The 26414-nt window shown below is 56.1% G+C and carries 33 protein-coding genes; 21 read left to right on the top strand and 12 right to left on the bottom strand.

Going from position 1 to position 26414, the window contains the following annotated elements; genetic code table 11:
* Positions 1-233: 233 nt before the first annotated feature.
* Both H2170_06825 and H2170_06820 read right to left on the bottom strand, forming a co-directional pair.
* Entirely contained in the window at positions 234-641 is a 408-nt protein-coding gene (locus tag H2170_06825) for a DUF2335 domain-containing protein (GenBank protein ID MCS6299801.1), read from the bottom strand.
* Positions 610-879, bottom strand: a complete 270-nt coding sequence (locus H2170_06820; GenBank protein ID MCS6299800.1) for a hypothetical protein — start codon at positions 877-879, stop codon at positions 610-612. The genes H2170_06825 and H2170_06820 overlap by 32 nt, the downstream gene beginning before the upstream one ends.
* A gap of 140 nt (positions 880-1019) precedes the next feature.
* On the opposite strand from H2170_06820, the gene H2170_06815 reads away from it, so the two are divergent.
* The 17 genes from H2170_06815 (at position 1020) to H2170_06735 (ending at position 10925) form a co-directional block, all read left to right on the top strand.
* The gene (locus tag H2170_06815; protein MCS6299799.1) at positions 1020-1259 is read left to right on the top strand and encodes a hypothetical protein; all 240 of its coding nucleotides are present in this window, start codon (positions 1020-1022) and stop codon (positions 1257-1259) included.
* A gap of 512 nt (positions 1260-1771) precedes the next feature.
* Positions 1772-1996, top strand: coding sequence for a hypothetical protein (locus H2170_06810; GenBank protein MCS6299798.1), 225 nt, complete (start codon positions 1772-1774; stop codon positions 1994-1996).
* A complete protein-coding gene (locus H2170_06805; protein MCS6299797.1) occupies positions 1993-2259 on the top strand; it encodes a hypothetical protein in 267 nt (88 codons plus the stop codon). The genes H2170_06810 and H2170_06805 overlap by 4 nt, the downstream gene beginning before the upstream one ends.
* A gap of 5 nt (positions 2260-2264) precedes the next feature.
* Positions 2265-2489 (top strand): hypothetical protein, encoded by a 225-nt coding sequence (locus H2170_06800; GenBank protein MCS6299796.1) that lies wholly within the window; start codon positions 2265-2267, stop codon positions 2487-2489.
* A 27-nt stretch (positions 2490-2516) separates the two neighbouring features.
* Complete coding sequence (locus tag H2170_06795; GenBank protein ID MCS6299795.1) at positions 2517-2882, top strand: hypothetical protein; 366 nt, start codon at positions 2517-2519, stop codon at positions 2880-2882.
* Positions 2879-3832 (top strand): hypothetical protein, encoded by a 954-nt coding sequence (locus tag H2170_06790; protein ID MCS6299794.1) that lies wholly within the window; start codon positions 2879-2881, stop codon positions 3830-3832. The genes H2170_06795 and H2170_06790 overlap by 4 nt, the downstream gene beginning before the upstream one ends.
* Positions 3833-3891: 59 nt before the next feature.
* Complete coding sequence (locus H2170_06785) at positions 3892-6069, top strand: hypothetical protein (GenBank protein MCS6299793.1); 2178 nt, start codon at positions 3892-3894, stop codon at positions 6067-6069.
* 104 nt (positions 6070-6173) lie between these two features.
* Positions 6174-7340 (top strand): AAA family ATPase, encoded by a 1167-nt coding sequence (locus tag H2170_06780; protein MCS6299792.1) that lies wholly within the window; start codon positions 6174-6176, stop codon positions 7338-7340.
* A gap of 4 nt (positions 7341-7344) precedes the next feature.
* Positions 7345-7677 (top strand): hypothetical protein, encoded by a 333-nt coding sequence (locus H2170_06775; GenBank protein MCS6299791.1) that lies wholly within the window; start codon positions 7345-7347, stop codon positions 7675-7677.
* The gene (locus H2170_06770) at positions 7674-7820 is read left to right on the top strand and encodes a hypothetical protein (GenBank protein ID MCS6299790.1); all 147 of its coding nucleotides are present in this window, start codon (positions 7674-7676) and stop codon (positions 7818-7820) included. Before H2170_06775 ends, H2170_06770 begins: the two co-directional genes overlap by 4 nt.
* On the top strand, positions 7817-8050 hold the full coding sequence (locus tag H2170_06765; GenBank protein ID MCS6299789.1) for a hypothetical protein: 234 nt from the start codon (positions 7817-7819) through the stop codon (positions 8048-8050). The genes H2170_06770 and H2170_06765 overlap by 4 nt, the downstream gene beginning before the upstream one ends.
* A gap of 19 nt (positions 8051-8069) precedes the next feature.
* Positions 8070-8606: a host-nuclease inhibitor Gam family protein gene (locus tag H2170_06760; protein ID MCS6299788.1), complete on the top strand. Its 537-nt coding sequence runs from the start codon at positions 8070-8072 to the stop codon at positions 8604-8606.
* 235 nt (positions 8607-8841) lie between these two features.
* A complete protein-coding gene (locus H2170_06755) occupies positions 8842-9204 on the top strand; it encodes an ASCH domain-containing protein (protein MCS6299787.1) in 363 nt (120 codons plus the stop codon).
* Positions 9205-9222: 18 nt separating this feature from the next.
* Complete coding sequence (locus H2170_06750; GenBank protein MCS6299786.1) at positions 9223-9693, top strand: hypothetical protein; 471 nt, start codon at positions 9223-9225, stop codon at positions 9691-9693.
* A 2-nt stretch (positions 9694-9695) separates the two neighbouring features.
* Positions 9696-10079, top strand: a complete 384-nt coding sequence (locus H2170_06745; GenBank protein ID MCS6299785.1) for a hypothetical protein — start codon at positions 9696-9698, stop codon at positions 10077-10079.
* A 1-nt stretch (position 10080) separates the two neighbouring features.
* Positions 10081-10326, top strand: a complete 246-nt coding sequence (locus H2170_06740; protein ID MCS6299784.1) for a hypothetical protein — start codon at positions 10081-10083, stop codon at positions 10324-10326.
* Positions 10323-10925, top strand: a complete 603-nt coding sequence (locus H2170_06735; GenBank protein MCS6299783.1) for a hypothetical protein — start codon at positions 10323-10325, stop codon at positions 10923-10925. The genes H2170_06740 and H2170_06735 overlap by 4 nt, the downstream gene beginning before the upstream one ends.
* 396 nt (positions 10926-11321) lie before the next feature.
* Here the strand turns inward: H2170_06735 and H2170_06730 are convergent, their stop codons facing one another.
* The 10 genes from H2170_06730 to H2170_06685 form a co-directional block, all read right to left on the bottom strand.
* Positions 11322-12086 (bottom strand): N-acetylmuramoyl-L-alanine amidase, encoded by a 765-nt coding sequence (locus tag H2170_06730; protein ID MCS6299782.1) that lies wholly within the window; start codon positions 12084-12086, stop codon positions 11322-11324.
* A complete protein-coding gene (locus H2170_06725) occupies positions 12068-13357 on the bottom strand; it encodes an O-antigen ligase family protein (protein ID MCS6299781.1) in 1290 nt (429 codons plus the stop codon). Before H2170_06725 ends, H2170_06730 begins: the two co-directional genes overlap by 19 nt.
* Positions 13358-13432: 75 nt before the next feature.
* Complete coding sequence (locus tag H2170_06720) at positions 13433-14635, bottom strand: hypothetical protein (GenBank protein ID MCS6299780.1); 1203 nt, start codon at positions 14633-14635, stop codon at positions 13433-13435.
* A gap of 71 nt (positions 14636-14706) precedes the next feature.
* Positions 14707-15552, bottom strand: a complete 846-nt coding sequence (locus tag H2170_06715; protein MCS6299779.1) for a hypothetical protein — start codon at positions 15550-15552, stop codon at positions 14707-14709.
* Positions 15549-15977, bottom strand: a complete 429-nt coding sequence (locus H2170_06710) for a rhodanese-like domain-containing protein (protein MCS6299778.1) — start codon at positions 15975-15977, stop codon at positions 15549-15551. The genes H2170_06715 and H2170_06710 overlap by 4 nt, the downstream gene beginning before the upstream one ends.
* Positions 15978-16334: 357 nt before the next feature.
* Positions 16335-16994, bottom strand: a complete 660-nt coding sequence (locus tag H2170_06705) for a DUF1573 domain-containing protein (GenBank protein MCS6299777.1) — start codon at positions 16992-16994, stop codon at positions 16335-16337.
* 526 nt (positions 16995-17520) lie between these two features.
* Positions 17521-18207 (bottom strand): hypothetical protein, encoded by a 687-nt coding sequence (locus H2170_06700; protein ID MCS6299776.1) that lies wholly within the window; start codon positions 18205-18207, stop codon positions 17521-17523.
* Positions 18208-18209: 2 nt separating this feature from the next.
* A complete protein-coding gene (locus tag H2170_06695) occupies positions 18210-19004 on the bottom strand; it encodes a hypothetical protein (GenBank protein ID MCS6299775.1) in 795 nt (264 codons plus the stop codon).
* A 31-nt stretch (positions 19005-19035) separates the two neighbouring features.
* On the bottom strand, positions 19036-20625 hold the full coding sequence (locus H2170_06690) for a hypothetical protein (protein MCS6299774.1): 1590 nt from the start codon (positions 20623-20625) through the stop codon (positions 19036-19038).
* A gap of 78 nt (positions 20626-20703) precedes the next feature.
* Positions 20704-20958, bottom strand: a complete 255-nt coding sequence (locus H2170_06685; GenBank protein MCS6299773.1) for a hypothetical protein — start codon at positions 20956-20958, stop codon at positions 20704-20706.
* Positions 20959-21189: 231 nt separating this feature from the next.
* On the opposite strand from H2170_06685, the gene H2170_06680 reads away from it, so the two are divergent.
* From H2170_06680 to H2170_06665, 4 genes are all read left to right on the top strand, one after another.
* Positions 21190-21711, top strand: a complete 522-nt coding sequence (locus tag H2170_06680; protein ID MCS6299772.1) for a hypothetical protein — start codon at positions 21190-21192, stop codon at positions 21709-21711.
* Positions 21712-22266: 555 nt separating this feature from the next.
* On the top strand, positions 22267-22656 hold the full coding sequence (locus tag H2170_06675) for a hypothetical protein (protein MCS6299771.1): 390 nt from the start codon (positions 22267-22269) through the stop codon (positions 22654-22656).
* A gap of 296 nt (positions 22657-22952) precedes the next feature.
* The gene (locus H2170_06670) at positions 22953-24707 is read left to right on the top strand and encodes a hypothetical protein (protein ID MCS6299770.1); all 1755 of its coding nucleotides are present in this window, start codon (positions 22953-22955) and stop codon (positions 24705-24707) included.
* 9 nt (positions 24708-24716) lie between these two features.
* Positions 24717-26402 (top strand): ATP-binding cassette domain-containing protein, encoded by a 1686-nt coding sequence (locus tag H2170_06665; GenBank protein ID MCS6299769.1) that lies wholly within the window; start codon positions 24717-24719, stop codon positions 26400-26402.
* Positions 26403-26414: the final 12 nt, after the last annotated feature.

Raw genomic sequence — 26414 nt, 5'->3', positions numbered from 1 at the left:
GCTGGGTTGAACTGATCGGGTGAGCTGGCATCGATTGGATGCCACCACCTTAAACGAAGCGCCGAGACTCGTCTTTACCACGGTTCACCGGGCTCAATCAGTTCTCCACTAAAGTAGACAAGTTCATGCGGTGGACTTTTGATTTGGTGGAATTCTGACCCGCTTTACCTAGGTAACTGGGCACAAAAAAGCCCTGCTCGGGTGGGAGCGGGGTAAAAAAAGACCGTTAGCGGTTAAACCGGTGGAGGTGTTTTACCTTGGCGGTGTTTATAGATTGCCGTGCCAAGGAGCCCGCCAAGTGCACCTAGAAATAAGGTGAAACCAGCCAGCGTTTTGTCGTGGTAAACCAGCCAGGCACCCAAAAATAATCCGGCGATAGCCAAGCCGCCCCCCATGACCAAACCAACCATCTGAAGCCAATATACCCAGCTTAGTTCATGCGCCTCATACCGGTGTCGGTGGGCCTGCTCGGCCTCGGCCATTTTTACGATGCGGTCGGCCAACCCTGAACTGGTCCTCTCATAGGCCTCAAGCAGATCGGGCGGCGGCAGCGGCCCGCTGAATGATTCAGCCCGAAAGGCCAGATTTGTCCCTAAGGCAGGCTGGGGTTTAACGACGGGCGGCGCGGGCGATTTCTTCAAATTCGAGCTGCTGGGCGATACGGGGAGATCCATTTGGAAGAGGGGTGGCCTGCATCGCTTGACTGATATCCCAGCCGACTCGGCGGAAATCATTGCCGATCGAATCAAGCGGGCTCGTTGCATGCACGACCGGAACCGAAGGGGCCAATAAGGAACCGGCTCCGATGATGAGATGATGAATGCTTCTACGGAAAGTCATTGTGGCTTTTGGGAATATCGGCCCGCCGCTCGTGTCCATCAACTCGAAATCTGATTTTTAAAAATATCGGTTGACCAGGCATAAAAAACCTCGGCTCGCGAGGAGCGCAGCACGCAAAAAAACTTCAACTCATTTTAGGGTGGGTACGGTTCAGGGCGTTTGCCGTGCTAAAATGAGACGTGCCCATTGCTGCGAAGCCCAAACGAAAAAGACCCGATGCCGAGGGGCAATTGATCTTCCGTTTTAACGTGGAGAAGGAAACCGAGATCGAGGCACTGCGGGCTGAATTGTTCCGGCTTCAGGATGAACTGCGCGAGATCGGGACGATCTCCTATGATCTCGTTAGGCGGATCGAGCTGAACCTTTACTTGAGTCGAAAGGTCGCCTCTGCGCAGCCCGTGCCAGGATTTCCTCTGTGAGCCTGCGTCCCTCGGCCCGCGACTCAGGGGTATCGAACATGCTCGGTGGGCGCACCGGCTCTCGGTCGATCTGATCGGCTATCGCCACCAGCGCTGCAGCCTGTGCAAACAAGGCAGCAGCCTGCGCACGCAGCGCATCGGCTGCTTGGTTCATGGCCGGGTGTTCGTTCTGGCGCGCCACGGGTATTACGGGTGGTGGGGCGGATTTAACGGGAGCGGCTACGACCGGCGCGACTACCGGTTCCTGTCCTAGTAAAACACGCGAATCGTCGAGCAAATCCTCCACGGTGATACCGAAGTAATCGGCTATCTGAGCCGAAACAGCAGGTCGAGGCAACCCCCCCCTGCGTTTCCACTGAGCGATGGCACTTGGATCAAACCCAATATCAAGAGCTACCGCCCGTGGAGATACCCCACGCCGGGTGCAGAGTGTCACTAATTTTTCGATGAATGTCATTAAATGTCACAATAACCGCTTGACGTGATGACAAGTGGTGACTGATGGTGACGCCATGGTTAAAGTAACTAACTCAAGGAACAAGTTCCATCAGCGCAGCCGACGCGAGCAATTAAGGATTCGCGCCGGGCTGATGATGGTGGGGCATTCCATCAAATCGTTCGCCGCGCACCACGGGGTATCCGACGTCCTTGTTAGCCGCCTGATCACTGGGGTGCGCCCCGGCGTACGCGGTAAGTCCGCCAAACTGAAACAACAACTCGAACAGCTCGCCGCATGAAAATCTATATTGAAGTGCTCAACAGCATCGGGGCCTACGCTCGTATCGGCACCTTCTTTGAAGCTCTTGAGCGCATAGCCAAGCAGCGCGGAGTTGATCTCAACTCGGTCATTCGTGGGACCTACGTCGGACCTGCGACGGTGAAGCGCTGGAAATCGGGCGGCGTGCCGCCACGCACAACTCTGCGCGTATGCGCCCGCGCCCTAGGGCTACCCGATGAGACGTTCTTTTTCTACCGCAACGCCATCAAACCCGCCGCCTGAACGCCATGAAGACACTACGCAAGATCACCAACCTCGACTTCTATCGCGACGAGCCACGAGCGCATCTGTTTGAGGCTCTAGCCTACCGCTACTGCGAGCGCGCGGCTGCCAAAGGTCGTTGTTCCAAGCTCCAGCGTTCGTTCATGCGCCGTGAAATGCGTGAGGCTGCTCTCCGCGCGGTAAAAGCAGTCCGCCTCACGCTCGTCCGCGATCAACGCTTCGCCGCCTGAGCGCTCACCTGCCCGTAACCCGAATTCATGACCGAGCAGCTCCAGTTTTTCTCTAGCTTAGACTTCCCCGGTCGATCGACGCTGCTGCTGCGTGAGATCGGCGAAAAGATCGGCTGCTCGGTGCGCCACCTCTGCACCCAGGTCGAGGAGGGCAAGCTGGTCGTGATCAATATCGCCACGTTCAAAACCAACCGCCTCGCCGCCCGCGTGCCCATCGAGTGCTACCGGGACTACGTGCTCACCAACCTGAGCGGACCGGTAGACCTGCGCATGAAGTTTTTGGCGACCATGCCCGAGGCCACCCGCCAGCAGCTGTTTATCGAGGTTGCCCGCTCTTTCCCCGCCGCCGCCCGCAAGGGCCTGATGCACTCCCTCAACGAAGCCCTCCGATGAATCCCCTGCCTGAAATCCTGCTCACCTGCCCGCGCTGCCATACGCCCAAGTTCTCCGTGCGGGGTCTGCGGGCCCACGTCTGCCACGCGGATGGGGTCGCTGCCCGCATCCCGGTCGGAGTGATCCATGACCTGGAACACGTCGCCAAGTGCCGCATCGCCGCGGACTGCCTGGACGCCGCCCGAACAGAAGCGCGCGCCAAAACCAAACCTCACCACTCTCCCATGTCCAAAAAAGAAACACAACTCGTCCCCGTCATCCGCTCGTTCACCGAGCTCGAACTCACCGGCACGCCTACGGGCGGCGCAGATGCCGTTATCGGCGCAAAACTGACCGAGCTTTATAACGATGCGCAGGCCGCCGAACTCGCCATCCTGCGATTCGGTGCCGCCTTCTGGGCGGTCGAACAAACAATCCGCGCCACGTGTGGCGCGGTTTCTGGAGGACGTGGAAATGAGGGCGGTTTCAAGCTCTGGATGCGTTCGCACGCACCTGAAATTGCAGAGACCACCGCCCGCCGTTACCGCGACATCGCGGAGGCCACGGCCCGCAAGTTCCAGATCGCCGACCCCGTGCGAGTGTTTTCCCTTCCCGCTTCGGAACTCGATCAAGACGATCAAGATAAGCGGGCTGCGGTGGTGGACTTCATCGCCAACAAGTCCATGCGCGGCTTGCAGTTAGAACTTGGTATCATCACGCCGAAACTGGGCGGCGCTCGCACGCCGGGAGAAAAGATCGCCTTGCCGGTCCTCACTGCCGAGCAGCTCGCCAATCAGACGAGCGACGAAGTGGGTCAGGCGATCGAACGGATCGAGTCGCTGCTGATCCAGCAAAACGTACTCCAGCACATGATCCGTCGCCCTGAATTTATCCGGGGTGTAGTCGAGGCGCTCAATAGCATCGCGACTAGGGTCGAGAAGGCCGCCAAACCGCTGCTGCAGGCTGCCTGATCTGCGGCTTTTCACCCGTCTCTTTCCGACACCCCCTAGCCCTTTAACCCGCCTCTGCCATGGTCGCTGATCTCTCCCTGCACACCACCTGCAACACCCTTGCCACCGTCCCGGTATTTGCCGTGCCGATGGCGGAGATGGAGGAGTTTACGGCCATTGCGGAGGTGTGGCGCACGGAGATGCTGTACACCCTGCGGGTGCTGGAGCGGTTGCATGAGCTCATCCCGAACGTTGGCAAAATGGCGGCGCTCGCGGAGGTGGCCAATTTGCACCGGCATGCGCTGCGGGGGCTTTCGGAGGTGTCGCTTGATCGCAAATACAAGGCGTATCTGGCCGGTGGCTGGCGCTCGCTGATCAAGGGTTACAAGGCGCAGAGTAAACAGCCAGCGGAGTTCGCACAGGAGGTGCGTCGTCGGTGTGAGCTTAACCACCGATCGCAGACGGAAGCGCTGGAACAATTGCGCGAGGCCTGGACACGGGGCGAGGTTGTGCCCGGCTGGGGGACGTGGATGGAACTCTATCTGGTCCGCTTCCCCGGTGCACCGTTACCCAAGGCATGGCCACGTGGATTTTATCCCCAGGGTTGGAGTCCGCGCAACTTACTCCGCTACGGCCCAAGCAAGGGGACCCGGTCACTGCTACAGCGTGGGGTTGCCGCCTCCAAAAAACACTTTCCCTGTGTGAAGCGCGACCCTTCGCAGTTACGCCCGCTGGAGTTGATCACGTTCGACGACTTTGAATTAGACTGCTACTGCATATTCCCGCCCAGCGCCGGTCATAAGGGCCAGATCGGGCGCATGGCTGGGCTGCTCGCAAAGGATGTAGGCACCCGAAAGAATCTGGTGTGGGGTCTGGGGCAGCGTTTGGAGCGCGAGGAGAAGCAGGCTGATGGCACAGTTAAAACAATCCGTACCGGCATCGCCCGCATCGACGTTCAGCTGCTGCTCTATTCTCTTTTCGAGAAGTACGGTCTGCCCGACTACCCGGTAACCATTTTGTGCGAAAACGCGGCGGCTTCGATTTCACCAGAGATGCAGTTGTGCATCGAGACGCTGTTTGAGGGTCGCGTTAAAATCGAGCGCACGGGGCTGATCGACAACAAGACGCTGACCAATGGGTTTGCCCAGGGCGGCGGTAAGCCATGGGAAAAGGGCTGGATCGAGAGCACGTTTAACCAGCTCTGGAACATGCTCGGCTCAATGAAGGGCTATAAGGGCAGCAACGAGCGGCTGAATGGGCCGGCTGAGTTGGAGAAGAAGTTGCAGTATACGCGCATGTTGATCGGCGTGGGTGAGCGCTCGCTCAACTTGCCACCCGAGGCCGTAGCACGCCTACGCCTGCCGTTCTCCTCACCCGATGAGGCCGTGGCAGCGTTCGAGGGCGTGATCGCACTTTCCGAACAGCGCACGAATCACAATTACATCGGGTTCCGCCGAGTTACCGAGTTTTTATTAGCAGAGGGTGAGGCTCCAGTTCCCTACGAGGCACTGGCTACTTTGCAGCCGGAGCAGTTCGGCGCAGTGGTGCCAGTCGAGCGCATGGAGAGCGTGGCAGAACGTTGGTCGGCCCTCTGCGTAGGGGTTAAATTTTCAGTGATCCCGCCCGTGGTGCTCGCGCTGCTGTTACTCACGCCCAAGCGGGTGACCTACCGTAACCACCAGGTCGCTTTTATCCATGATCGCACGGGCTATACCTACCTTGATGCTTCCGGCGATGTGCTGCGGGATCTGGCCGATGGCACGGAGCTGCTGGCCTATCTTAACCCAGCCACGCCTGAAATAATCCAAGTGGTGGCGACGGCAACGGGTCGCCATCTGGGGCAGCTGGTCCGGCTCGGCGGGACCAAGGGCGCAGTCGACATCCGCAACAAGGAGAAACTCAGTGAGGCGGCGGCACTCACGGCGACGGTCTTTAACCGGGCAGTAGGCGAACTGCGCGAGCGGCACGCTGGTGAGGATGCCGAACTCAAGGCCGACCGGGAGCACAACGATGCGATCATCGCCGCACATAAGATCGAGACGGCCGGGCTGACCAAGGCCGAGCGGATCGGCATGGCAGCGGGCGAAGTCGCCCAGCAGCAGGCCCAGCGTTTTTCCCAGGAAAAGGGCCTGCAACGGGCCAGTGACGAATCGGCCAGCCTGATCGACGAGCCGACCCCAGCCACCACCAGCACCACCCGCGCTCCGGCGATGAAGCCGCACAGCGTCACCCACCTTCCCAGCGAAGACCTCCTCTGAGGTTTTAGAGAACTAAAAAAACGCCTGCCACCGGCCGTTAGCGCGACCGGCGGCAGGCTCACCACAACGACAGCATAATCAGCAAAGAAAACACCTCATCCATCATGGCTATTAACGACACAACTCCCGCCGCACCGGCCCCGCAAGACGAACCCGCAGGCGGCAACGGCAACAACGCTCGCGCGTCCTGGAACATTTCCTTGGACGATCTCCAGAAGAACATTTCCCACGCCGCCGCCGAGGCGCAGGAGCTCCTCTCGTGGTGCTTCCTGTGGTGCATCGACGATATGCACCCGGTCTCGCTCGCCGAATTCGCGCTCCAGGTGCACTCGGACAAGACGACGATTTCCCGCATCATCCGGGGCACCTACATCCACCCGGAAACCAAGGTGCGCCTGCCGATCGGCGACAAGTTGGTGAAGGCGATGCGGACTTTCCGCGAGCTCTGCACCGAGGGTGCGCGGACGGCGCGTAAGGACTTCGTGCTGACGCCCACCGCGCGGCGGATGTTCACCGCCTGCGATCTGGCGCGTGAGTCGCGCTCGCCGGTGTTTTTAATCGGGCCGTCGCATATTGGGAAAACGTGGTCGCTGATCGAGTACAAGGAGCGCAACAACCATGGGCATACGGTCTACGTGCGCATGGCGGCGGCGTCCGGTTTGATGGGTATGGTGCGCGCGATCGCGGAGTCGCTGGGGATTTCGGATAAATCGGCTACCCCGGCGTTGGTGGGGCGGATAAAAACGGCGCTCAAAAAGCGGCCCAACACGCTGCTCATTTTCGACGAGCTCCACCAGCTGATGTACACGTACCGCAAGCAGAGCTTTTTTGCCTGCTTGGAGGTGCTGCGCGAAATCTATGACCACACCGAGGTGGGGATCGTGCTGTGCGGCACCGAGCTGCTGTTCAAGTCGATCAAGGATAACCGGAGCGATCTCGAACAGCTACTGCGCCGGGGCGTGCACCGGGTAGTTTTACCGGACCAGCCGAGTCGGGGCGATGTGGCGGCGATTTGCGAGCACCTCGGGCTCGACATGCCCGAGAAGGGTTTCTCCGTCACGGTCAAGGTGGGCGGGGTGAGCTTTACCGATGAGCCCTACGCCATCCTGAAGCAGATCGGCAAGGAGGAGGGGTTGAAGGCGATCACCGAGCGGCTGCGCTACGCGGCGAAGTTCGCGAAGAAGGGCGAGGAGTCGATCGCGTGGAGCCACTTCGTGCGCGCCCACCTGACGATCCGCCAGAACGCCACCAACGAGAACGACTGGAACTGAAGCCATGAGCCACAAAATCACCGATCGTCCGCTCAAGCGGGCCCGCAATGGCCATGGCTACCTCAGCATCTGCGACTACGTGGGTCGCTACCGCCGCCCGCGTACCTCGCTCACCAAAGGGGTGTCTCGACAGGTGCGTATCGATGGCTACGGCAACCCGACCGCCTTTTGGGTCGCCTCGATCATGGCGGCCGGCGTGGTGCGTGTGATCCAGTTTTCCATCCGTAAAAATGGCGAGGCCGGAGCCAAGCAACTGGCCACCCAATGCCGCCAGCGCTGGCTGGTTGAGTTGGGTGTGCTACGGCCCGAAGCCGTCGAGCTGAAGGAGGCTGCATGAACTACCACACCCACGCGCACCTGCCCTTGGACGACCGCCGCACGCCGTTTGCAGCGGCTTTGCAGACCCGCCGCCTGGCACTCGCAGCCATCACGGCGACAGGCCTAGTTCTGCTGATCCAACTCGCTGCCGTTCTCACATGAAAACGGACACGCCCACGATCACCTACCGCATCAGCGGAATCCTGCCCGGCCGCGATGTCATCCTGGAGAGCATCGGCGGTGACGAGATCGGCCGCTACACGCACCGGCTCGAATACCAGCCACGGCCGGATCCGGCGACGGCTCTCAGCTACCGCGCGGCCATCGCCGCAGCGTGCCACCAATACGGGGCCCCGATCATCGGTGCCCGTCACCTTTCAGAAACCAATTAAAACGCAGTTTTTATCCACTATGTCTACCGCTACCCAATCCAAATCATCCCGCATCCGCCTCACACGGCCCGTCGTCGATTCGCGCGCCGCCGCTGAATCTATTCTCGGTCAGATCACCGCCGCCAAGGCCGAGCAAAACGGCCTGCGCGCCGCGCTCGATTGCGAGCTTACCGCCGTCCGCCAACGCTTCGAAGGCGATATCGATTCGCTGGGCAAGGACATCGAGCAAAAGACCGGTCTTCTTCAGCAGTGGGCCGAGGCCTCGCCTGAAGAGTTTCCGGCGGGCAAGAAGTCCATCGAGTTTTTGCACGGGCGGATCGGTTTCCGCACCGGAACCCCGAAGCTCAAGACGCTCGCGGGGTGGACGTGGGATAAAGTCAAAGGCGTGCTCGATTCGACCTTCGTTCGTACCAAGAGCGAAACGGACAAGGAACTGCTCCTCGCCGCGTACTCGCGCGGAGAGATTACGGCTGCGGTGCTGCGCACGGTGGGTGTGCAGGTTGTCCAGGATGAAGCGTTTTTCGTCGAGCCGAAGATCGAGGAGGGGGCGGTATGAGCGAGCCTAAGGCCAACTTCCCAAAGGGGAAAACGGTTGATACCATCCCGTCTACAAAGGCGCTTTGCTGCTTCAAAGAACCTGAAGCAGTCATCACGATCACTCACAAAGATGGGGCTTTAAACGTGAAAGTGAATTTCACGCCATCGGCTCCTTCGACTGGCGAGTTACATCCGGCGCACGCAGGTGCGGTCGCTATGATCCGGGCGTTTACCGAAAAGCAGAAGGAGGGTGCATGAAAAACCACGTGATCATGTTCGCGGCGGAGTTTGCCCCCGCCATCCTGGCTAAGACTAAGAAGCAGACGATACGCCGTGATCGGAAAGCCGTGATCTACGTCGGCGATTGTTTGGAACTGCGTCAGTGGGAGGCTCAAGCCTACCGCTCGAAGCAAGTGGGGATCGACGCGGTGCTGTGCACCAAAGCAGCACCGATCGAGGTCACCGAGGAGGGCGCGAAGGTCGCCGGAAATACGCAGAACCTGCTCGGGCTGGAACTGCTGGCGCGTGAGGACGGTTTTACCAGCTGGGCCGCAATGCAGGACTGGTTCCGGGCCAACTACGGGCTCCCGTTTAAGGGGATCCTGATCGGCTGGTAGTTTTTAAAAACGAACACGATGAATCCCGCCCAGCAGAGCCTGTATTTCCGTGAGTGGGGCGCGTGCCGTAAGGCGCTCGCCGAGCTGGGGCGTGCCCATGATGACGCGGTGCGCAAGGTGTTGCAGAAAGAGGCGCTGGGCGGGGCGGTGAAGTCGTCGAAGGTGCTGACAAATGGTGAACTGACCAAGGTGCTGGCGAAGTTCCGCACCTGGTCGGAGCCGGGTAATCTGAAGGCTCAGATGCACGCCGAGGAGGAGCCGGAGCAGCGGATCGCTGCTTACCGAGCTCGCGTGGAGGTGCTCGCACCGTTGTGCGGCATCAAGGACGGACGGCGTGGGGTCGAGGGTTACTACTGGAAATTTTTGGCGAACAAGAAGCTCTGCCAGCTGGGCGCGGACACGTTGCGCAAGCTGGTTTTCGTAATGGAAAAGCGCGCCAAGGAGCTGGCCGCCAAGGCCGAGGCTGGGGATGACGGCGATCCATTTTAAGGATGAGCGCGCCCACTATCACTGCCGCCGATGTAAAGCGCTTGGTCGAGGTGCTCGACGGCGCGACCGGCTGGATGATCGCTGCCGAGGTCGCGGTGGCGTTATGGTCGCGGGACAGCGAGGCCAATAAGCGCCGTGTCCGGGCCATCGCCAGCGCCGCCGGTGCGGGCGTGGTGAGTTATCCTGGAAGTCCGGGGTATAAACTGTGGACGCGCTGCACCGTGGATGAGCTCCACGCCTGCGTTGCGGCTTATACGTCACAGGCCGACGAAATGCGGCGGCGGCGGGATCTATATAGGATGCGCCTGCACCGGCAATATCCGGCGAATTTTGATCGGCCAGCACCAGAGCTGAAACCGAGTCAGGGACAGATCACTTTTCTCTAAAATGACACCCTTGGAAGAAACTGCGTTCCACGAGGGCAAGCTCGCTCGCTTGATGGATGAACGCGACTTGGTCGGCAAAGCTCGGTCCGTGTGCCCATATCGGGCGGTTGAGCGGGTGCGGGCGTGGAATCAGGGCTACCTTAAACAAATGACGGTCAGCCAGCCCAAGCCGGTGGATCCGGAGGCCGATCAGCGGCGGGCGGACTTCGTTTCAGCCATTGACCAGTGGATCGCCCGCAACAAATGAACGTTTTTCAAAATATCGCTGATCACCGAGAAGACCACGCCCAGCGTGAAGCCGAGGCCGATGACCGCTGGCTGCGTGAGCGGGGCGGAATCGACCCCGAGGAGCGCCGGGCGAGTTTTAATCGCTGGGTAAAGGCAACGCTTCTCAAGACGCTGACTTGGCCCGAGGATCGCGCCCGCCGCGAAAAGCTGTTGGGCCAATGTGCCGCCGAGATCACGGTCATGGTCCGCCAACTGCGGGGACGGGGTTGGCTGTTGGATGGCGCGGGGTTGGCTCAAGAGGTGAAGTCGTGCCTGGATCCTATCGGTGTCTATCAGCGCAAGGGGAAGGTGGATGACTTCTTCGCCTACTTTCGGTCATCCGTGCGTCGGTACGTCGGCGCGCATGCCGAGGATCTACAAGCTTTGGCCCGCCGCACTGGTCGGGATGAAGGGGCGCAATCGATGGCGGCGGTGATGGCTGGTCTGGGGCTTGACCGGAGGGCAACGCCCAAGGCTGAAAGCATGGTGGAGATCGTTACAAACCACGTCCCGGTAACCAAGCCTGTAGGTCGCCCGAAAAAAGCGAATGCAGGCGATCAGACAATGTCGCTGCTCTGAGGTTGCAGCGGGTCGGCAGGGTGTCGACAGAAGCGCTGCTGGCGGCGCGGGACTTATCAAACCTTTGTCATTTTTGCGGTTTTTCGCCGGATTCTTATCAAACAGAGATTTGGCGCTGATTATTCTATAAGTGCCTATCCTTCGCGGTCATTCGGCCTGATTCGCGCTGATTTATCTATTTATCAAAGCTCCTGTCCTTCCTCACTAGACTCAAAAACTGGCGGAGGGGGGGGGATTCGAACCCCAAATCCTCGTGCTGACTAAGTTGCGCCAAAGCACGGACTTAGTTGATGGTTAATTATTTATGACGTGAATAGCGAAGCAGATGAATGCAGCTAAAGGAAGCCTAAAACAGAAGTTTGGTCAACCTTTGGGCAACCTAACCGAGGGGCTGCCTTACGACCTGTTCTGATCAACTGCACCAGGTAAAGGCGCTCCCGTTCGTATGGGCTCCTTCATTGATCCTCGAATGCGTGTCCAGTCGAAGAGCGGGCCGGGGTCTTTTTTACGGTCAGGTGCAATCTCGTCGTGCCCTACGATTTTCTTGATGGAGTATCGGGTCGTGAGTCGCTCCACGAGCTTCGTCAGGGCGAGGTATTGGGCTTCGGTGTAGGCTGGCTCTCGATGCGTGCCGATGCGTTCGTTGTCGGGGTGCACGGAGGTCAACTCGATGCCTATGGAGAAATAATTCACCCCAGTGCGGCCGTCGCCGTCGGGCATGGTGCTGACGCCCGCATGATAAGCCATGTCGTTATCTTCGACCAGTTGGATGACTTCACCTTTGCGGCCAATCAGGTAGTGAGGTGCGACGCCGTAGGTGCGGAAAATTTGGATAATGAGATCAAGGTCGAAGCGGTGGGTTTGAATGTTCTCCAGTGTGATGCCTTGGGTGTGGACGCGGTCTTTGACCTCTTGGGTGAGCAGGGCTTGGAACGCAGGATCGAACCAGTAAACCGCGCTGGTATGATGTAGGACGATGACGTTGATTTGCCGTTGCTCGGCGTAGGGGCGAAAGCAGGGATTCTCCGGCAGTGGATCGCGAACGTGTATGAGTCGTTTCTCGATTTTCAGTGGCTCAACGAGAGTATCGGCCGAGGCTGCCGATAGCGTCCCGGCGATGAGGGCACTCAGGAGGACAAGGGTTATTCTTCGTCGAACCATGACCAGGAGGGAATGAAGAGATTTACCCCGCCCATGAGTTTAATGCGGGTGGTTTCGGGGTGCCGATCGCTCCAGTTGAACCAGTCATCGCATCGCAACTCGCGACATAGGCTGTCGCTCAACGTCACGCGGACGGATGCAGGCGCTTGCCGGTCGATCCATGCAAGGGTTTCAGGCGTGGCGGGGAGATTGAAGAGGTGCACCCGAGATTTGGGCGGTAGATTTGGGGGCAGGTCTCCTGAGATAATCCAAAGTGTATCGCGTGGAAGGTCGGCGGGGAGAGTTGCGCTTGAGCGCAATACAAGGGCACTCACAGCGGATGCGCGGAGATCCTGGCCCCACTTTTCACCGAGTACTCCGGGATTGGGCGCGTAAAGGATGACACGCGGTGGCTGGTCGCCACAGCGGATGGAATCGGAGCCGGTGGAAAGTTGCGGTGAGCTGAGCCACCATCCGATGGCGTGTAGGCTGAGTAGGGAAAGCAGGGCAACTCCCGCGCTGAGGTAGGCCGTGCGAGCGGGAGCGAAGGAGCGATGGCGGATGCGCCAGGCGGCGACAAGCACAAGCCAAACGAGAGGCAACGCCCAGACCTGCCACGCTTTGGCCGTGTTACTAAAAATCGCGGCGACGAAAAAGGACAACCAGACTGCGGCGGCGGTGGTTAACAACGGCGTGGTTCGCCGGGGCCAAACAAACCATGCAAGTCCGGCCCATGACATGGCGTAGCCTAGGCGGGCAGCGAGACCATGCTCGGCCAGCAAATTGAGGTGATAATTAATGAGCGAGAGGTAGCCGCGTCGGTCGCCGATCTCTTGATACCATTGGGCGAAGAAATTCGAGGCGTTGCCCGTGCCCACTCCATTGGGCGCGTCCCAGAGCATCGCGAGGCCGGCGCGCCAGAGGTCGCTGCGGGAGTCGTCGCCGTAGGTGAACCGAAACCAGACTCCGCGAAAAGTGCCATAAACAGCCACGGCGAGGATCGCAACGGCTCCGCCGATGAGTAGGCTGCGCGAAATACGTGGACGGTGTATCAGCGCAACGAGGCCCATACCGCAACCGGCGGCGATGAGGCCACCGCGTGATTTGGTGGCGATGAGCAGAACCGAAAAGCCAAGCCCGAGGATCAGCCCGAGCCATTGCCAACGGCGGCGGGTCTGGAGGAAGCACCACGCACACGAAACCAGCGCACACGCAAGGATCGCCGCGCTGAGGTTACTGCTTGCCGGGCCGATCCCTAAAAAATCGAAACGATCTCCGAATAACAGGTTCATCGTATAACCCTCATCGGAATTGTCGGCACGCAGGCTCCTTCATTCGGGACTGTCCTAAAAGCGATTGAGACCGCTTCATCTCTCTAACAACGGCCCCCAGGCGACTGCGATATCACGGGTAGGAAGCGCGGTTTGGTAGCGGCCTTGGATCAGGTGGCGTTTTTCAAAGGGCACGGCTTGTTGGTTGAGCCAATCGCCGATGTAACGCGGCTGTCGCATGAGTTTATACGGATCGCCTTTGGCTTGCGGGTCTTTGTCGCGGTAGTCGGGTAAAAAAGGCAAAAGATAGTCGAAAAAGGCTACGGTGAGTTTATCGATCTCAGGGCTGCCGGAGTGCCCAAGCCCTTCCCCGGCTTTATAAATCATGGGATATCCCAGCTCCAATGCGTTATAATAAAAACGATGAGACGCCGTGTAGCCGAATTCCCGTTCGCCGGTGGTGACTAACCACGCCATATTTTTAGCACCTGGGGTCAAGTCGTCGTAAGAGCTGTTGATGTGGATATGGATGCCCGCGAAATACTCCGGCTTGCGCAAGGCGAGGCGGTGCGCGGTTTGGGCTCCACCTGAAATGCCATCGATCAGGAAACCCTTGGCGGGCAGCTTATACTTTCTCGTTAGCTCCCCGATGGAATATTCCCACTTCCGGGCGGCGATGTCGAACTGACGGTCCCATTCGCGATTCTCCTTGTCGTCCATCTCGTCATTACTGGTGCCGATTGTATAAAACTTGAGGCGAGACCAACTCAAAAGGGCGAACTCGTTTTTCTGTGCCCATTTGACGAGAGGGCCGGAGCGTAGATTGCCCATCACGCCATCGGGCGTATCTTTCCAGGTGCAAACACAGAGAACGCCGCGTACCGGGTCGCCGTCTTTGTGTCCGGGTGGAAAACGAAGGGCAAAATTGATCCAACTGTCCTTACCGGGGCCGAAATTGACGAACTGTTTATAGTAAATCACCCCGTCGACCACCTGGCCCGATTGATAGCTTGGCTCCTTGGCGGGAGGAGTTTGCGCTTGTAGAGATAAGACCCCAAAAAGAACGACTAAGAGAAAGGGGATTTTTTTAACGCAAAGAGGGGAAGGACGCAAAGGATGCAAAGAAAACCAAGAAGGGCCTTGTTGATCTTCGCGAAGGCTTGGCGACCTTTGCGTTGAACGGTCTTGAAGTTTCTTTGCCCACGAAAAACACGAAATGACACGAAAGGGGCGGCAAGAATCAGCCCGAACGGCAAAGGAGCGGATTTTTAACGCAAAGATTTGGAGGGCGCTAAGCACGAAAGGAAAACACTTGGGGCTTTGGCGATCTATGCGAGGGCTTGGCGACCTTTGCGTTAAAAATCCGAAAGTCACGGGTGGTGGAGTTTTAGCCACGAGTCGGCGATCTCGGACGTTGGTAGCCAAACTGAAAGGGCCGGATTCAAGAGTCGGTCGTCTTCGGTCGTCGGGAGTTTGGTTTCGGCATCCAGCCATTTGGCGTGGTCGAATTTTCCGTTGAGCACGGCGACAAAGTAGGCGCGCACGAACTCTTCAAAGCGTTTATGCCGCATGTGGCCGACGTTGCCAATGCTCACCCACGTCAAGCGGGCATCTTTGCGGCGTCCTTGCTGGAAGTAGGCGAAGGAGGGTCCGTATCGCTCGGCGTCGAATTCACCACATGCGACAATGCCTGGTGCGGAGTTGGGTCCTGCAGAGTTAGGGTTCTTCCAGAAGGAAGCAGAATACGCGGCCCAACCCAGCATTTTTTCGGGATAGAGTTCGGCGAAGCGGCTGCCGAACTGGGCCCCGCCGGAAAAGCCATATAATAAAATCTTAACGTTTTTTCCGTAGATTTTATGCAGACCGTTGATCAACGCTTCACCTGAACCTTGTTCGGGATAATAGTAACCCTTGGCGGGATTGCCATAAAGCAGCGCCGGGGGGGAGGAAAAGGACACGCCGACTAAACCCAGTCCATGAGTTTTGGCAAAATCGCGCCACGGGGTTTCGCCGAGCATAACTTTACCATCCCCGTTCATGCCAGGCAACAACACCACCACGCCGTTGGTCGGTGTTAGGCTCGTTTCGTGAAACAGTTCGGCTTTGGTCAAATCATTAACCCTGGGTAACGAAGTCGTTACCCATTCAGCCCGAGCTAACGGCGAGCCTAATAACAGTAATGCAAAATAAACCCGCAGGTTATAGCGAAAAATCATAGTGCAGCGGGATTTTTTTGTGCCTGATAAGTTTGCCATGCGGGATAGCCGCCCTTGAGCACAAAAACTTTGGCGTCGGGTAAATCACTTAATATTTTTAGGGCGACGTCTTTACTGAGTCCGCAGGCTTGACCGCCACAGTAAACAACCACCGGTCGCTCAGGCGACCAAGCTGATAAGAAATCCCCAAGCGACTCGTCCCAGCGTTCGGGGCTCAGTGAAAGCGCGGCAGCTATATGGCCTTTTTGATAGTCAGCGAAGGCGCGAGCATCAACAATTAGGGTGCTCGACTGAGCAAGCGAGAGATCGGTGGCCGATAATTCATTAATTGACCAATGCCCAAGGCTATAATGATTCGATTGTTTGAGAAAGCAGGAAACTAAAAGCGGTAAAACTGTGGAGCCCAACACAATTACTCCGAACATTACAGGCAAGGCGTTTAGCCTCAAGGAAAGGAACCGGGCATGCTTTATCATTTAAGGCAATATCTGTCTCAGGGCATTAATAATTACTGGAAAAACTGTCTTTAGCACCTTAAAGCATTAGGACGATGGAACGAGTTCAATGTGTGCTTAAAGGATTTGGGGAAAGGCAAATGGATTCAAGTAAGTTTTGCTGCCTTTAAAACTAACAAAAAACGAATTGCCCCCTTCGGATTGGCCCCCCACCCCAGCTACATAATTGAAATTTGAAATGATTTGTAGCGAATCATGAACGTAGTAAAAGGACAAGTGACCACAACGAACTAGGGGGGGGGCTTTTAGGCCTTACTCCGAGAAATTTTATCGAACGATCAACTGGACATAATAAGTGCGGGCTTTGCCTGAATCATTAACGACCTGAAAGCTAACCGTTTCCCGTGAAAAACTTTGTGTAGAGATGGGGGATACGACAATTTTGAAAGAGCCGGAGGCGGTTTCATTAATAAGTTCATAACTATAAAGCTCATCATTCAGTTTAATATCCGCTATCCGAATGGTGGATTGGCCTTTAGTTACAATGCTTACATGCTTTGCAATAGGCGCCGCGTCCTTCCGCCACATTAATATGCCCGGCTTAATAGACACAGACTGCGCTATATTAAATTTGATCTTAACGGATGAGGCGAAGTCCGATTTCTCAACTGATCCTCCTAATTTAGATGAATTAGAGTCAAATCGCCCACTCACAGTCACAGTCACGAAATTCATTCCAGTTCTATTTCCCGGCTTGTAGATACCGTTTATAGTAGCTATGTCACCAGGATGGACTAGAGAAGGCTCTGCGGCGGCTAATGTGCAGCCACAACTAGCAGTAACCTTAGTTATTTGAATATCACGATCGGACGTGTTTTGTACATTCAGCTTAAAGTTAAAAGAAGCATCTTCTGCCTGAATTGAAAATTCAGGATTTTCTTCTGCCCACTTGATTTGACCGAATGCTGCCGAGGTCAAGGCAAGCATGCATAGTGGCACGACGCAATTTAATATTCTTGAAGTCATAGCTATTTAATTAAGGTGAAACTAGAGTTATCTCGGAAGGGTTTTGCGGATTAACACGTATTCTAACCGGCCCAATAGGGTAATGCGCTACCAAGTAGGATAGGGCTGTTTCTTTGTCCGCAAACTTGCGTCCGGCAACGCTGCAATCGCTTTCCAAGTGACTAGCCCCTTGAAATTCGAATTCAACTTTTACGCACGCCAGCACTGCTCGTTTTTTTCTAATACGATATTCAACATCGTGCGCAACAATTTTGCCGCTTACCACAGGGAAGTGAGCGGGCCTAATGTAGGTATAATAAACGAAAGTAGCTATAATTGTTAGTGCTAGGCTAATCCCTAATACTAAAATAATGCTCGGGCGCTTAATGTTTGCCATTATATAAAATCGTGCGCTTTTACCCTAGGTTATCGCAAATTAAATGCCTGCCGCTTGATAGAGGCAGGCATGGAGAGTAGGCACGTGAAAACCTAGTATCCGTTATGTTGACTAGTTATTGATCCGAGGCTTGAGTTTATCTGCAAGCTCAGCTAACCCCGAAGATGTTAAAAGAAGGATTTCCTCGGGAGATGGCTGCGAAATTTTCACCTCGGAATTATTGCGACCAGCTGCATATAATGCGCCAAGTGAATTGGATACGTCCGACGTGATTTTTTCGCCTGCGATCATATACCATCTCCCTCCTTCAAACACCAATAACTGCGGCATGGGGAGGCCTGAGGGCGATGATTTTGCTAATACGATTAATTTATTCGGAACAACAATCCATGAAGCAATAATCTCAAACTGCTTTATGCCGGCCAAATGAGCCTTTATTTTATCGCCCCTTTCGGGATGATTCAGGCGAAGCTGCATTTCAGGTCGTGAACTAGGCGAGAATAGGTTTACTAATGCTTCGAAATCCTTGTTTTTGTAATGCAGCACTAATTCATCGAGTAGTGCATAAGGATTCAAAAAAGCCTTTTCGGGCTCTTGTGCTCTTACACCGGTCAATACAATTTGATTGGAGTCATATAACGCTCCTATTATTGTGTGCTTTACAGTTCCTTCGGCCTTGCCCTCGGGCCGCTTCATGACAACTTTCGGCACCTCTATGGTAATAGGCTCGGGGATGAATAGATCGCTCCCAAAGACGTTAATGCACGCAATAAAATAAACTAAAATAGCTTTGTTCATGGTTAACCCTCCCAGACTGTGTAGCTAACGCCCTGCGAAATCCAAACCAATTCAGCCTCTCCTACTAGCGTAATTGATTGCAGGCCAACTTCACCAGTCGGCTCCTCTGGCGGGCACCATTCGGCCTGGGCTTCGATTGCAACATTAAGTGTACCAGTAAAAGAAATGATGTCGCCAACGGCTGACAGACTGGCTCCGCCACCAGCAGATACTCCGAATGTGCCCGTTGAGCAAATCTCAGTTTCATCACATGTTTGCTCACCTGAAATGCTGAATGAAACATTAGCTCCGAGATTGCCAACACCATTGACGCTACCAATTATGGGAATTCCAAATAGTGGCCACTCGCATTGTATACTCCCAAAGTTCCAAGAGGCTGTGCCCTGATATTTATCTTTGGAGACGAGAGTTTCGTTGCAGCAGACGTCCTTCACGCCTAGCTCAACAGACACCGTAGGTAAGCCGCCCGCAGACTGTTCACAAGGGCCGACGCTTTCAAAAATATTCTTGGCTGCTCCATACGCCTCCTGTAACGCTTGTAAGTCGACGCTATAAGGGGTAAATTCCCAGTCCGTTTCGGGATCATATTCTGTTGTCCCGCAGCATTCATTTCCCTCAGACGCTTCATTGCCGGCAACACACGGCCCACAATCCTCAACGCTACACGCGTCATTAACACCGTCACCATCGCAATCGACGGTATATTCACTGGTGCCATCATCACACGGGCAATCCTGTGCATAAGAGAGTATAGGCAGCAGACCTAGAATTATTAGTGACGTATATTTTATTTTCATATTGATTTTTACAAGGAAATTTTTCGTGCCCCTATTTTGCGCTTCGGCTATGAGTCCAAATTGTTTTTCCAGTCGCGGAAAGTGTTCGCAGGTGTGTTCCGTTCTGTGAAATTATTTGTCTGACTTCGCCCCCTGCCTTCACCCATTCCATTAGGGTGCCATCAGCCTTTAAATATTTGATGAGGTTACCTTCTGGCGAAATTGTTTTTTCAGACTCAAGAATACCGTTGAGGCTTACTTGAATGACGGAATTGTCACCAGCTTGGGTTCGCTTGAACTCGCGGATTCCATCGCTGGTAAAATTGCGTGTAATGACATCGCCATTAGTACTTTGGAATCGTTCGGAAACCGGCTGGTTGTTAATGTAATGACGTGAAACTGAGTTTTCTCCTTCCGTGGCATATTCCCACAATGAAATATCGCCAGTAGCATTGATATTACGGATCATTTGCCCGGCGTCGTTATAGGCGTTTCTTGCTATCACCTTACGATCTTTACCTTGGAGTTGCTCGATTTTCCGAACCTTGCCATACATGGTTCCAGGGGTTAATAGGTAACTTGTGACCGTCGTTACCCCATCTGTATTTTTTTCGGTTAGAACACCTTTGGCTCGATCATAAAACCTGAACTCCGACTTCCCCTCTTTGTCTGTTCTTGTCACCTTCGCTTCGTCGGGTCGCCAGTTATAGTCCGTGACTTGGCTTTTGGTTTTAGGGTCAACCTCAGGCTTGCCACGATTGGCGAGGCTCGGATTTTCTATTTTATAGGACGCTCCTTCATCTTCGACGATAAATCCTGTTTTCGCTTTCCAAACTAAGCTGCTGGTGCCGCCGAAGGCCGATCGTCCCAAACTGATACGATTGGCTTCCGCGTTTTCCGCTTGGTAGGTTATATTCAGCGGCGTCAGTAGGGTATCACTGATTTTACTTAAATAGGGTCCTGCATCAAACTGGTTCAACGCCGCAGTCGCATACTCGAATTCAATGGGTTTAGCGGCTAGGCTATTCGTTTCTCCCAAGTTTAGGGATTTTGCACGCTCGGGATTGTCGTATGAAAACTCGGCGAGTATTTTGCCTGAATCAAAGACAGTTAGACGAACAGGACGTCGCGAGCGATTGTAGCTTATGGAATACCGTTTAGCTCCCTTAGTTACATTGCGAAATGCGAAACGAACTAAGAGTCCGTCCTCATAAACGAATTCGGCTCCAGTGTCGTTGTCGGAAAGGGTGATAATCCGCTTTTTCGGTATTTTAACTGCAGTCCAAGAATCGTTTTTCGAGCTGAAGGTAATAGGGTCGTTCGGTCCGCGCTTTTGAGCCGCAGTGTTGCCGCGTTCCAAAATGAAGAAGAAAACGCGTCCGTCTGGCCGGTGCCAACGCATACTGTCTTGATCGACTTCCACCAAGGCACTGGAGAAGAAGTTGATCGCCCATCCACGGCCTAGCGGGCTTGGAGAAGGATCGGGGCGAGGGTCGGTAGAAAATTCTGCTCGTAGGGGAATATCTTTCCCGTCCAAGGTTAGTTTCGCGAGCGGCACCGTCCAGATAGCATATCCATAGCGATCAGCAGACCCGAGAGAACGCGGCTCATATTTCCAAGTAAAGTCTGCCTGAGCGTTCACATGAAGTGAGCCCAAGCAGACAAACGCCCAGCAAGCGAGCCAACGTTGAAACTGGAAAAACGATACTAGCACGTTCGATTACTTGACCTCAGAAGAAGCGGATCCAGAGGGCGCGGTAGCCAAAGCGACTTCGTCTGCAAAGATTAAGATCTGCATGTCGTCGATGACCACGCTTTCGGGCATGGAGTCTCCGTCATCGTCGTCGTCATCATCATCACACTCCGGCGGCGGATTTGGATCATTGCACGGGTCGCAAGAGGCATGAGCTGCGACCGAGAAAAGACTCAGCCCGAAGCCGAGCGCGAGGAGGAGGAGCTTGATGTGTTTTTTCATAAGTTGAATTTCGATTTAAGCGGCGTACCTGAAAGGTGGTGGTGTTGGGGGTTGCAACATAAATATGCATTTAATTTTTTGATGTCACCGATTTGTAACTTACTGGTGGGGGGGGGGGATACGAAACATATGTTGTGGCGGTGTATTTATCGTGAACTGACGTAAATTAACTTGCTTGGGAGTGCCGCTTGCCGTCGTTTTCCCTTTTTTTGTTCTAGCAAGTTCCCAGCCATGTTGCCGCAACCCACCTCATCCAACGCTGAAACCTCCGCTCACCTCAGCGGGGAAGAAACGGCTCCGCCGCTCCGCTACGAAGGCAAGGTTATGCGATGGGCGAACTGGGGTGCGCGGCTGGCTCTGGCCGGTTTGTTCCTTTGGGCCGGTATCCTTAAGGCCATTGAGCCGGAGCTGTTTTTGCGGGACATCGAGACCTACGAGCTGCTGCCCTACCGCTGGGCTTGGTTGATGTCGATTTGGCTGCCGTTTTTGGAAATCACCGCTGCGGCGGCGCTGCTGTTGACGCGCAAATGGGCGCAGGCCGGGGCGTTGGTGATTGGCGGGCTGTTGATGGTGTTTCTTGCGGCGATTATATCGGGGTGGGCGCGCGGGCTTACGCTGTCGTGTGGGTGCTTTGGGGCATCGACTGAACCGGCGAACTATTTGTGGCTGGTGGTGAGGGATGTGCTGATGTTGGGGCTGGTGGCGGTTGTGGTGAAAACCTCCGGCGGGGTGCCCACGAAACACACGAAATGACACGAAAAGGGATCCCTTCACCCACCTTCAAAATTTAAAAACAGATGATTTGGCCGCAAAAATGCGCAGAAGTCGCAAAAACCAACTCCGCTGAAAGTGAGTTTGAAAACCTCCTGAGAGTTGCCCACGGAATACACTGAATGACACGGAAGAATTCGGAGTTTTTAACGCAAAGGTTTGAAGGGCGCAAAGCACGCGAGGAAAACAGGTTCATCGCTGTTTTCGCTGGCTAGCCACCATCCATTGGCCACAAAAAACACGAAATGACACTAAAAGGGATCCCTTCACCCACCTTCAAAATTTTAAAACAGATGATTTGGCCGCAAAAATGCGCAGAAGTCGCAAAAAACAACCCGCTGAAAGTGATTTTGAACACCACCGGAGAGTTGCCCACGGAACACACGGAATGACACGGAAGAATACGGAGCTTTTAATGCAAAGGCCTAAAGGGATTAAAGAAAGCAAAGAAAATACGCAGGGCCTTGGCGATGACTTGGCGTTAAACGGTCCTAGGTTTTATTTGCCCACGAAACACACGAAATGACACGAAAATCTATGAATCAGAAAACTACAAAAAAATCCAACGGTCCAGTGGTCGGGGGGATCGTGGCTGGGTTGGTCGTGCTGGGGCTGGTGGGCTTTTTTGGCTGGCACGCGTTTATGCCCAGTGCGCCTAAGCTGCCGATTGAAACGTATTTGGCCAATGCGCGGGGGCTCGCGGGCAATCGCTACGAGTTTTCTGCTCGTATCGAGCGCCAACTCGATACGAAGGCAGGCACCGGGCGAATCATCCTCGCCCGCGACACGGCTTCGGGTCGCCCAGTGCCGTTTCTCGATGGCGGTAAGGTGCAGGCGTTTAACCCTGAGCCGGGCCAGCTTTATACGCTCACCGTGCTGGTGGCGATGGACGGGCTGATGGAATTGACCGAAGCGCGGAAACTGTGAAGCCATCAAAACTAAGCCACTTACGGGACGACAATCGGTCGTTGTCGGCTGAGAAATTGGCCGAGGACGGCCAACGCTACATACGAAACAAAATGCAAAAACAGAAGCGGACTATTTTTATCGGAGTTTTTATCGCCAGCGGGGCGATTGTCTTCGCCCAGGCGCCATTCGGTTCGACACAGCCACCCGACGGCGGGACTGCTCCCGCGGCATCAAGGCCAGGCGGTGAGAGCAAGAGTGCCCCTGAGGCGCCAAACCCTGGTGGTGGCGGCGGCGGGGGGCTTAACTTGCTCAAGATGTTTGACCCGCAATCGGGTAATGTGTCGTGGCAGGGTAAAACCTTCGGCATGGGGGAATCCAAGGTACTGCTCGCGCGCTTCGAGCGCTACTTGGTGACGCCGGAGGCCAATGGTGCCGCCGATATTGCCTACAACCAAACCCTCGAAGACATCTCTGATACGCTCAAGGGGCGTAAGGGTGGCTCCGTAGAACAGCGTTTGGCTGAGGCGTGGCGGCTGCTTTATAAGGCGGCTGACTACGAGGGCGATTCACGCCTGAGCGAAACCCTCGCGAACAGCTTGATCAGCCATTGGCAGACCAATGCCAAGGTGAAGGATATCCTCCAAACCAATAAAGATTTGGAGAAAAAGCGTGCCCAGGCGGAATCGAACGTCGTGCGAACAAAGGACAGCGACCGTAACGAGGTACTGAATTCGATCAGGGCCAATACTGCGGCCACGGCTACGCCGCCCCCCAGCCGAGATTACGCGTCGAGTCCGTTTCAAAAGCGGCTCGAAGACGCCGAGCGGCGCATTGCCGATAACGAAAAACTGGAAACCTCTTCGCGACTGAACCAGAAGCTGGAGTTTCAGGGCATGATTTTCCAACTTTTTGCCCAGCGCCGGTTTCAGCATGTTTTTATAGCGTTGGACTTTTACCGTTACCTTTTCCCGGGCGAGCAGGGTAACATGGAGGGCGGCGACGGCCTCAAAAAGCAACTGCTGGGGGACATCGATGTGAAGTTGACCACCTCGGGCATCGAGGCGCTGACCCGCGAGGCGGTGCGGGAGGTGGATGCGGGCACCAAGGCGGTTAACCATCTTTTGAGCAAAGGGGAAATCTACGGGTCGTCGCTACGCCTGATGGAAGTTTTTCACCTTGGGGAATTCCTGCCGGTGGTAAAAACCTTCCCGATCGACCAAAAGGATAAGTTGCGCACGTCGGTGCAGGGCATGGGCGATCTGGCGACGGCGCTGGAGGCCAAGGATTTCGAACGGGCAACGACGCTGATCACCGAGATCAAGGCCAAGGTGCCGGACTTCGATGCGGTGAAGCCCAACGCGCTGATCGTGGCGGCCAAGCAGGTGAGCAGCCTCGCGCTGCAAAAAGCCGGGCTGGCGGCAAAGACCGGCGACATGAAGGGTGCCGAGGAGGCGATCAAACTGGCGATGGAGACTTGGCCATCGAACCCGGCGATCACGAAATTTTCCAACGGGGTGGAGCAACGCTCCGACGTGGTGGATGTGGCGGGCAAGGATTTCGACCGACTGCTGTCGAACGGGGAGTTGAGGTCGATTTTCAACGAGCGGTTCCGTTTCGCGGCGGCGCTGCATGGTGACGCCGAGCGGACCAAGAAGTTCACCGACATCATGAAGCGCATGGAGCAGATCGAGACAGCCATCGCGCAGTCGCGTGAGTTGGAGCGGACCAAAAACGATCTCGGTGCATGGGAAATCGTCGAGCGCGCCTACCGTGCGTTCCCCGACGACCTACAAATCAACCGGGCGCGCTCGGACCTCGCGGTGAAGGCGTCGGCCTTTGCCTCGCTGATCGCCAAGGCGGACGTGGAGGAACGTCAGGGGCAGCGAGTGGGTGCACTCCTCGCCTACCTGGATGCCAAAGAAAAATACCCGGCCAGCTATTTTGCGGATGACGGCATTGTGCGGTTGACCGCCGATATTTTGGACAACCGCGCGGGCGGAGGTGGTCTCGCCAAAGCCGCTGGCGGTACCGCCGATGCAGCGGTGGCGAGTGGCGAGGCGAAGAAGTAGCCGCTCACGATGTTTCGCACTCAAGATCTGACGGTCACCACCCCGGACGGGGCTAAAACCCTGCTGGCGGGGGTGGCGGCGGAATTCCCCCGTGTGGGCCTGCACGCGGTGGTTGGGCCATCCGGTTGCGGCAAGACGACGCTCGTCAAGGCGCTGCTCGGATTGGTGCCGAGCACCGGCCGGGTGGAGTTCGACGGGGCGGAGGTGGACGAACCGGGGGATCTGGTGGGGCGGGTGGGATTTGCGCCGCAGTTCAGCATCGCCAACCCCAAGCTCACGGTGGAGGAAAGTTTAGCCTACGCGCTGGATTTGCTGGTCGCGGACGACTCGGCGCGAAACGAGCGCCTCGATGCGATTTTGACGACGGTGGGGCTCGATGCGGCGCGATCCACGCGGGTGGAAAACCTCTCGGGAGGACAATTGCGGCGGCTGGGACTCGGGCTGGAGTTGGTCAACGACCCCGATTGGCTGGTGTGCGACGAAGTCACCTCGGGGCTCGATCCGCGCTCGGAGGATCAAATTTTGGAGGTGCTGCGCGGGCTGGCGACGGAGCGCGGCAAGTCGTTTATCTGCATCATCCATAACCTGTCGAAGCTACGCAGTTTTGACCGGATCACGGTGCTGGGCCAAGGGGCCATGCTGTTTCAAGGGAGTTATCCGGAGTTTTTGGCGCATTTTAAGATCGAAGACCCGCTGCAGCTTTACGAGCGGCTGAACGAAAAGGCATTGGACTTGTGGAAGGCGCAGTGGGTTGAGGTAAAAAGTAGCGCAGACTTCCAGTCTGCTTTCACCTTCCGCGGACGCCGAAGCAGACTGGAAGTCTGCGCTACTCTGGCACCGGGCTGCTGGGCGCAGACGTGGACGCTGTTGCGGCGGCGGTGGCAGCTTTTTTGGCGCGACCGGGGCAATTTGATGTCAGTAAGCGCGATCACCTTTGGGTTTCCGGTGCTCGTCGCGATTTTCGCGTTGGGCGGACTACCGCAAATCAGCGCCATCGCCCTAGACTCAAACGCTGGTTTTTTAGAGTCCCTGCAACAAAGCATCCGGCATCAACGCGAGGCAACCCAGGCGGCCAACCTCGTCGTCGGGTTGGTGTTGTTTCAGGTGATCTTGCTCGGGCTTACCGGCACGAATAACGGGGCCCGTGAAATCGCGGGCGAGCGCATGGTTTTTGAGAAGGAGCGGATGAACGGGCTGCGCGCCTCGGCTTATGCTCTATCCAAGGTGATCTTTTTTACCGGCCTAGCGGGGGCGCAGGGCGCGTGGATGGCGATATTCGTCAAGTCGGTGTGCCGGTTTCCGGGGCAATGGTGGGTGCAGATTACCACGCTGGCGCTGTCGTGCGTGGCGATGACCCTTGTGAGCTTGGGGATATCGGCGGTGGCGAGGACGGCGGAGCGGGCGTCGTTTTCCTCGGTGTTTCTGGTCGGCATGCAACTGCCGCTGTCCGGAGTGGTGCTGGCGCTGCCGAGTTATTTGCTCTGGATCTGCCGCCCCTTCGTGAACGCGTTTTGGGCCTGGGCGGGGTATTTTAACGCGATGACCAACACGCGGATTTATGACGCGTTCCGGCTGAACAATGAACGCTGGTTGCCCACGGCGGAGCTGGCTTTGGTGGTGCTCGCGCTGCAGGCGCTGGCGGGGGTGGGGTTGGTTGTTTACGGCTGCCGCCGACTGCGGTGGGGGGAGGGGTGAGGCCGTCGGATG

Source organism: Opitutus sp., from assembly GCA_024998815.1.
In the GTDB taxonomy this organism is placed as follows: domain Bacteria; phylum Verrucomicrobiota; class Verrucomicrobiia; order Opitutales; family Opitutaceae; genus Rariglobus.
Note: the sequence above shows the minus strand (reverse complement) of the source record. Positions and strands in the feature narration are given on the sequence as shown.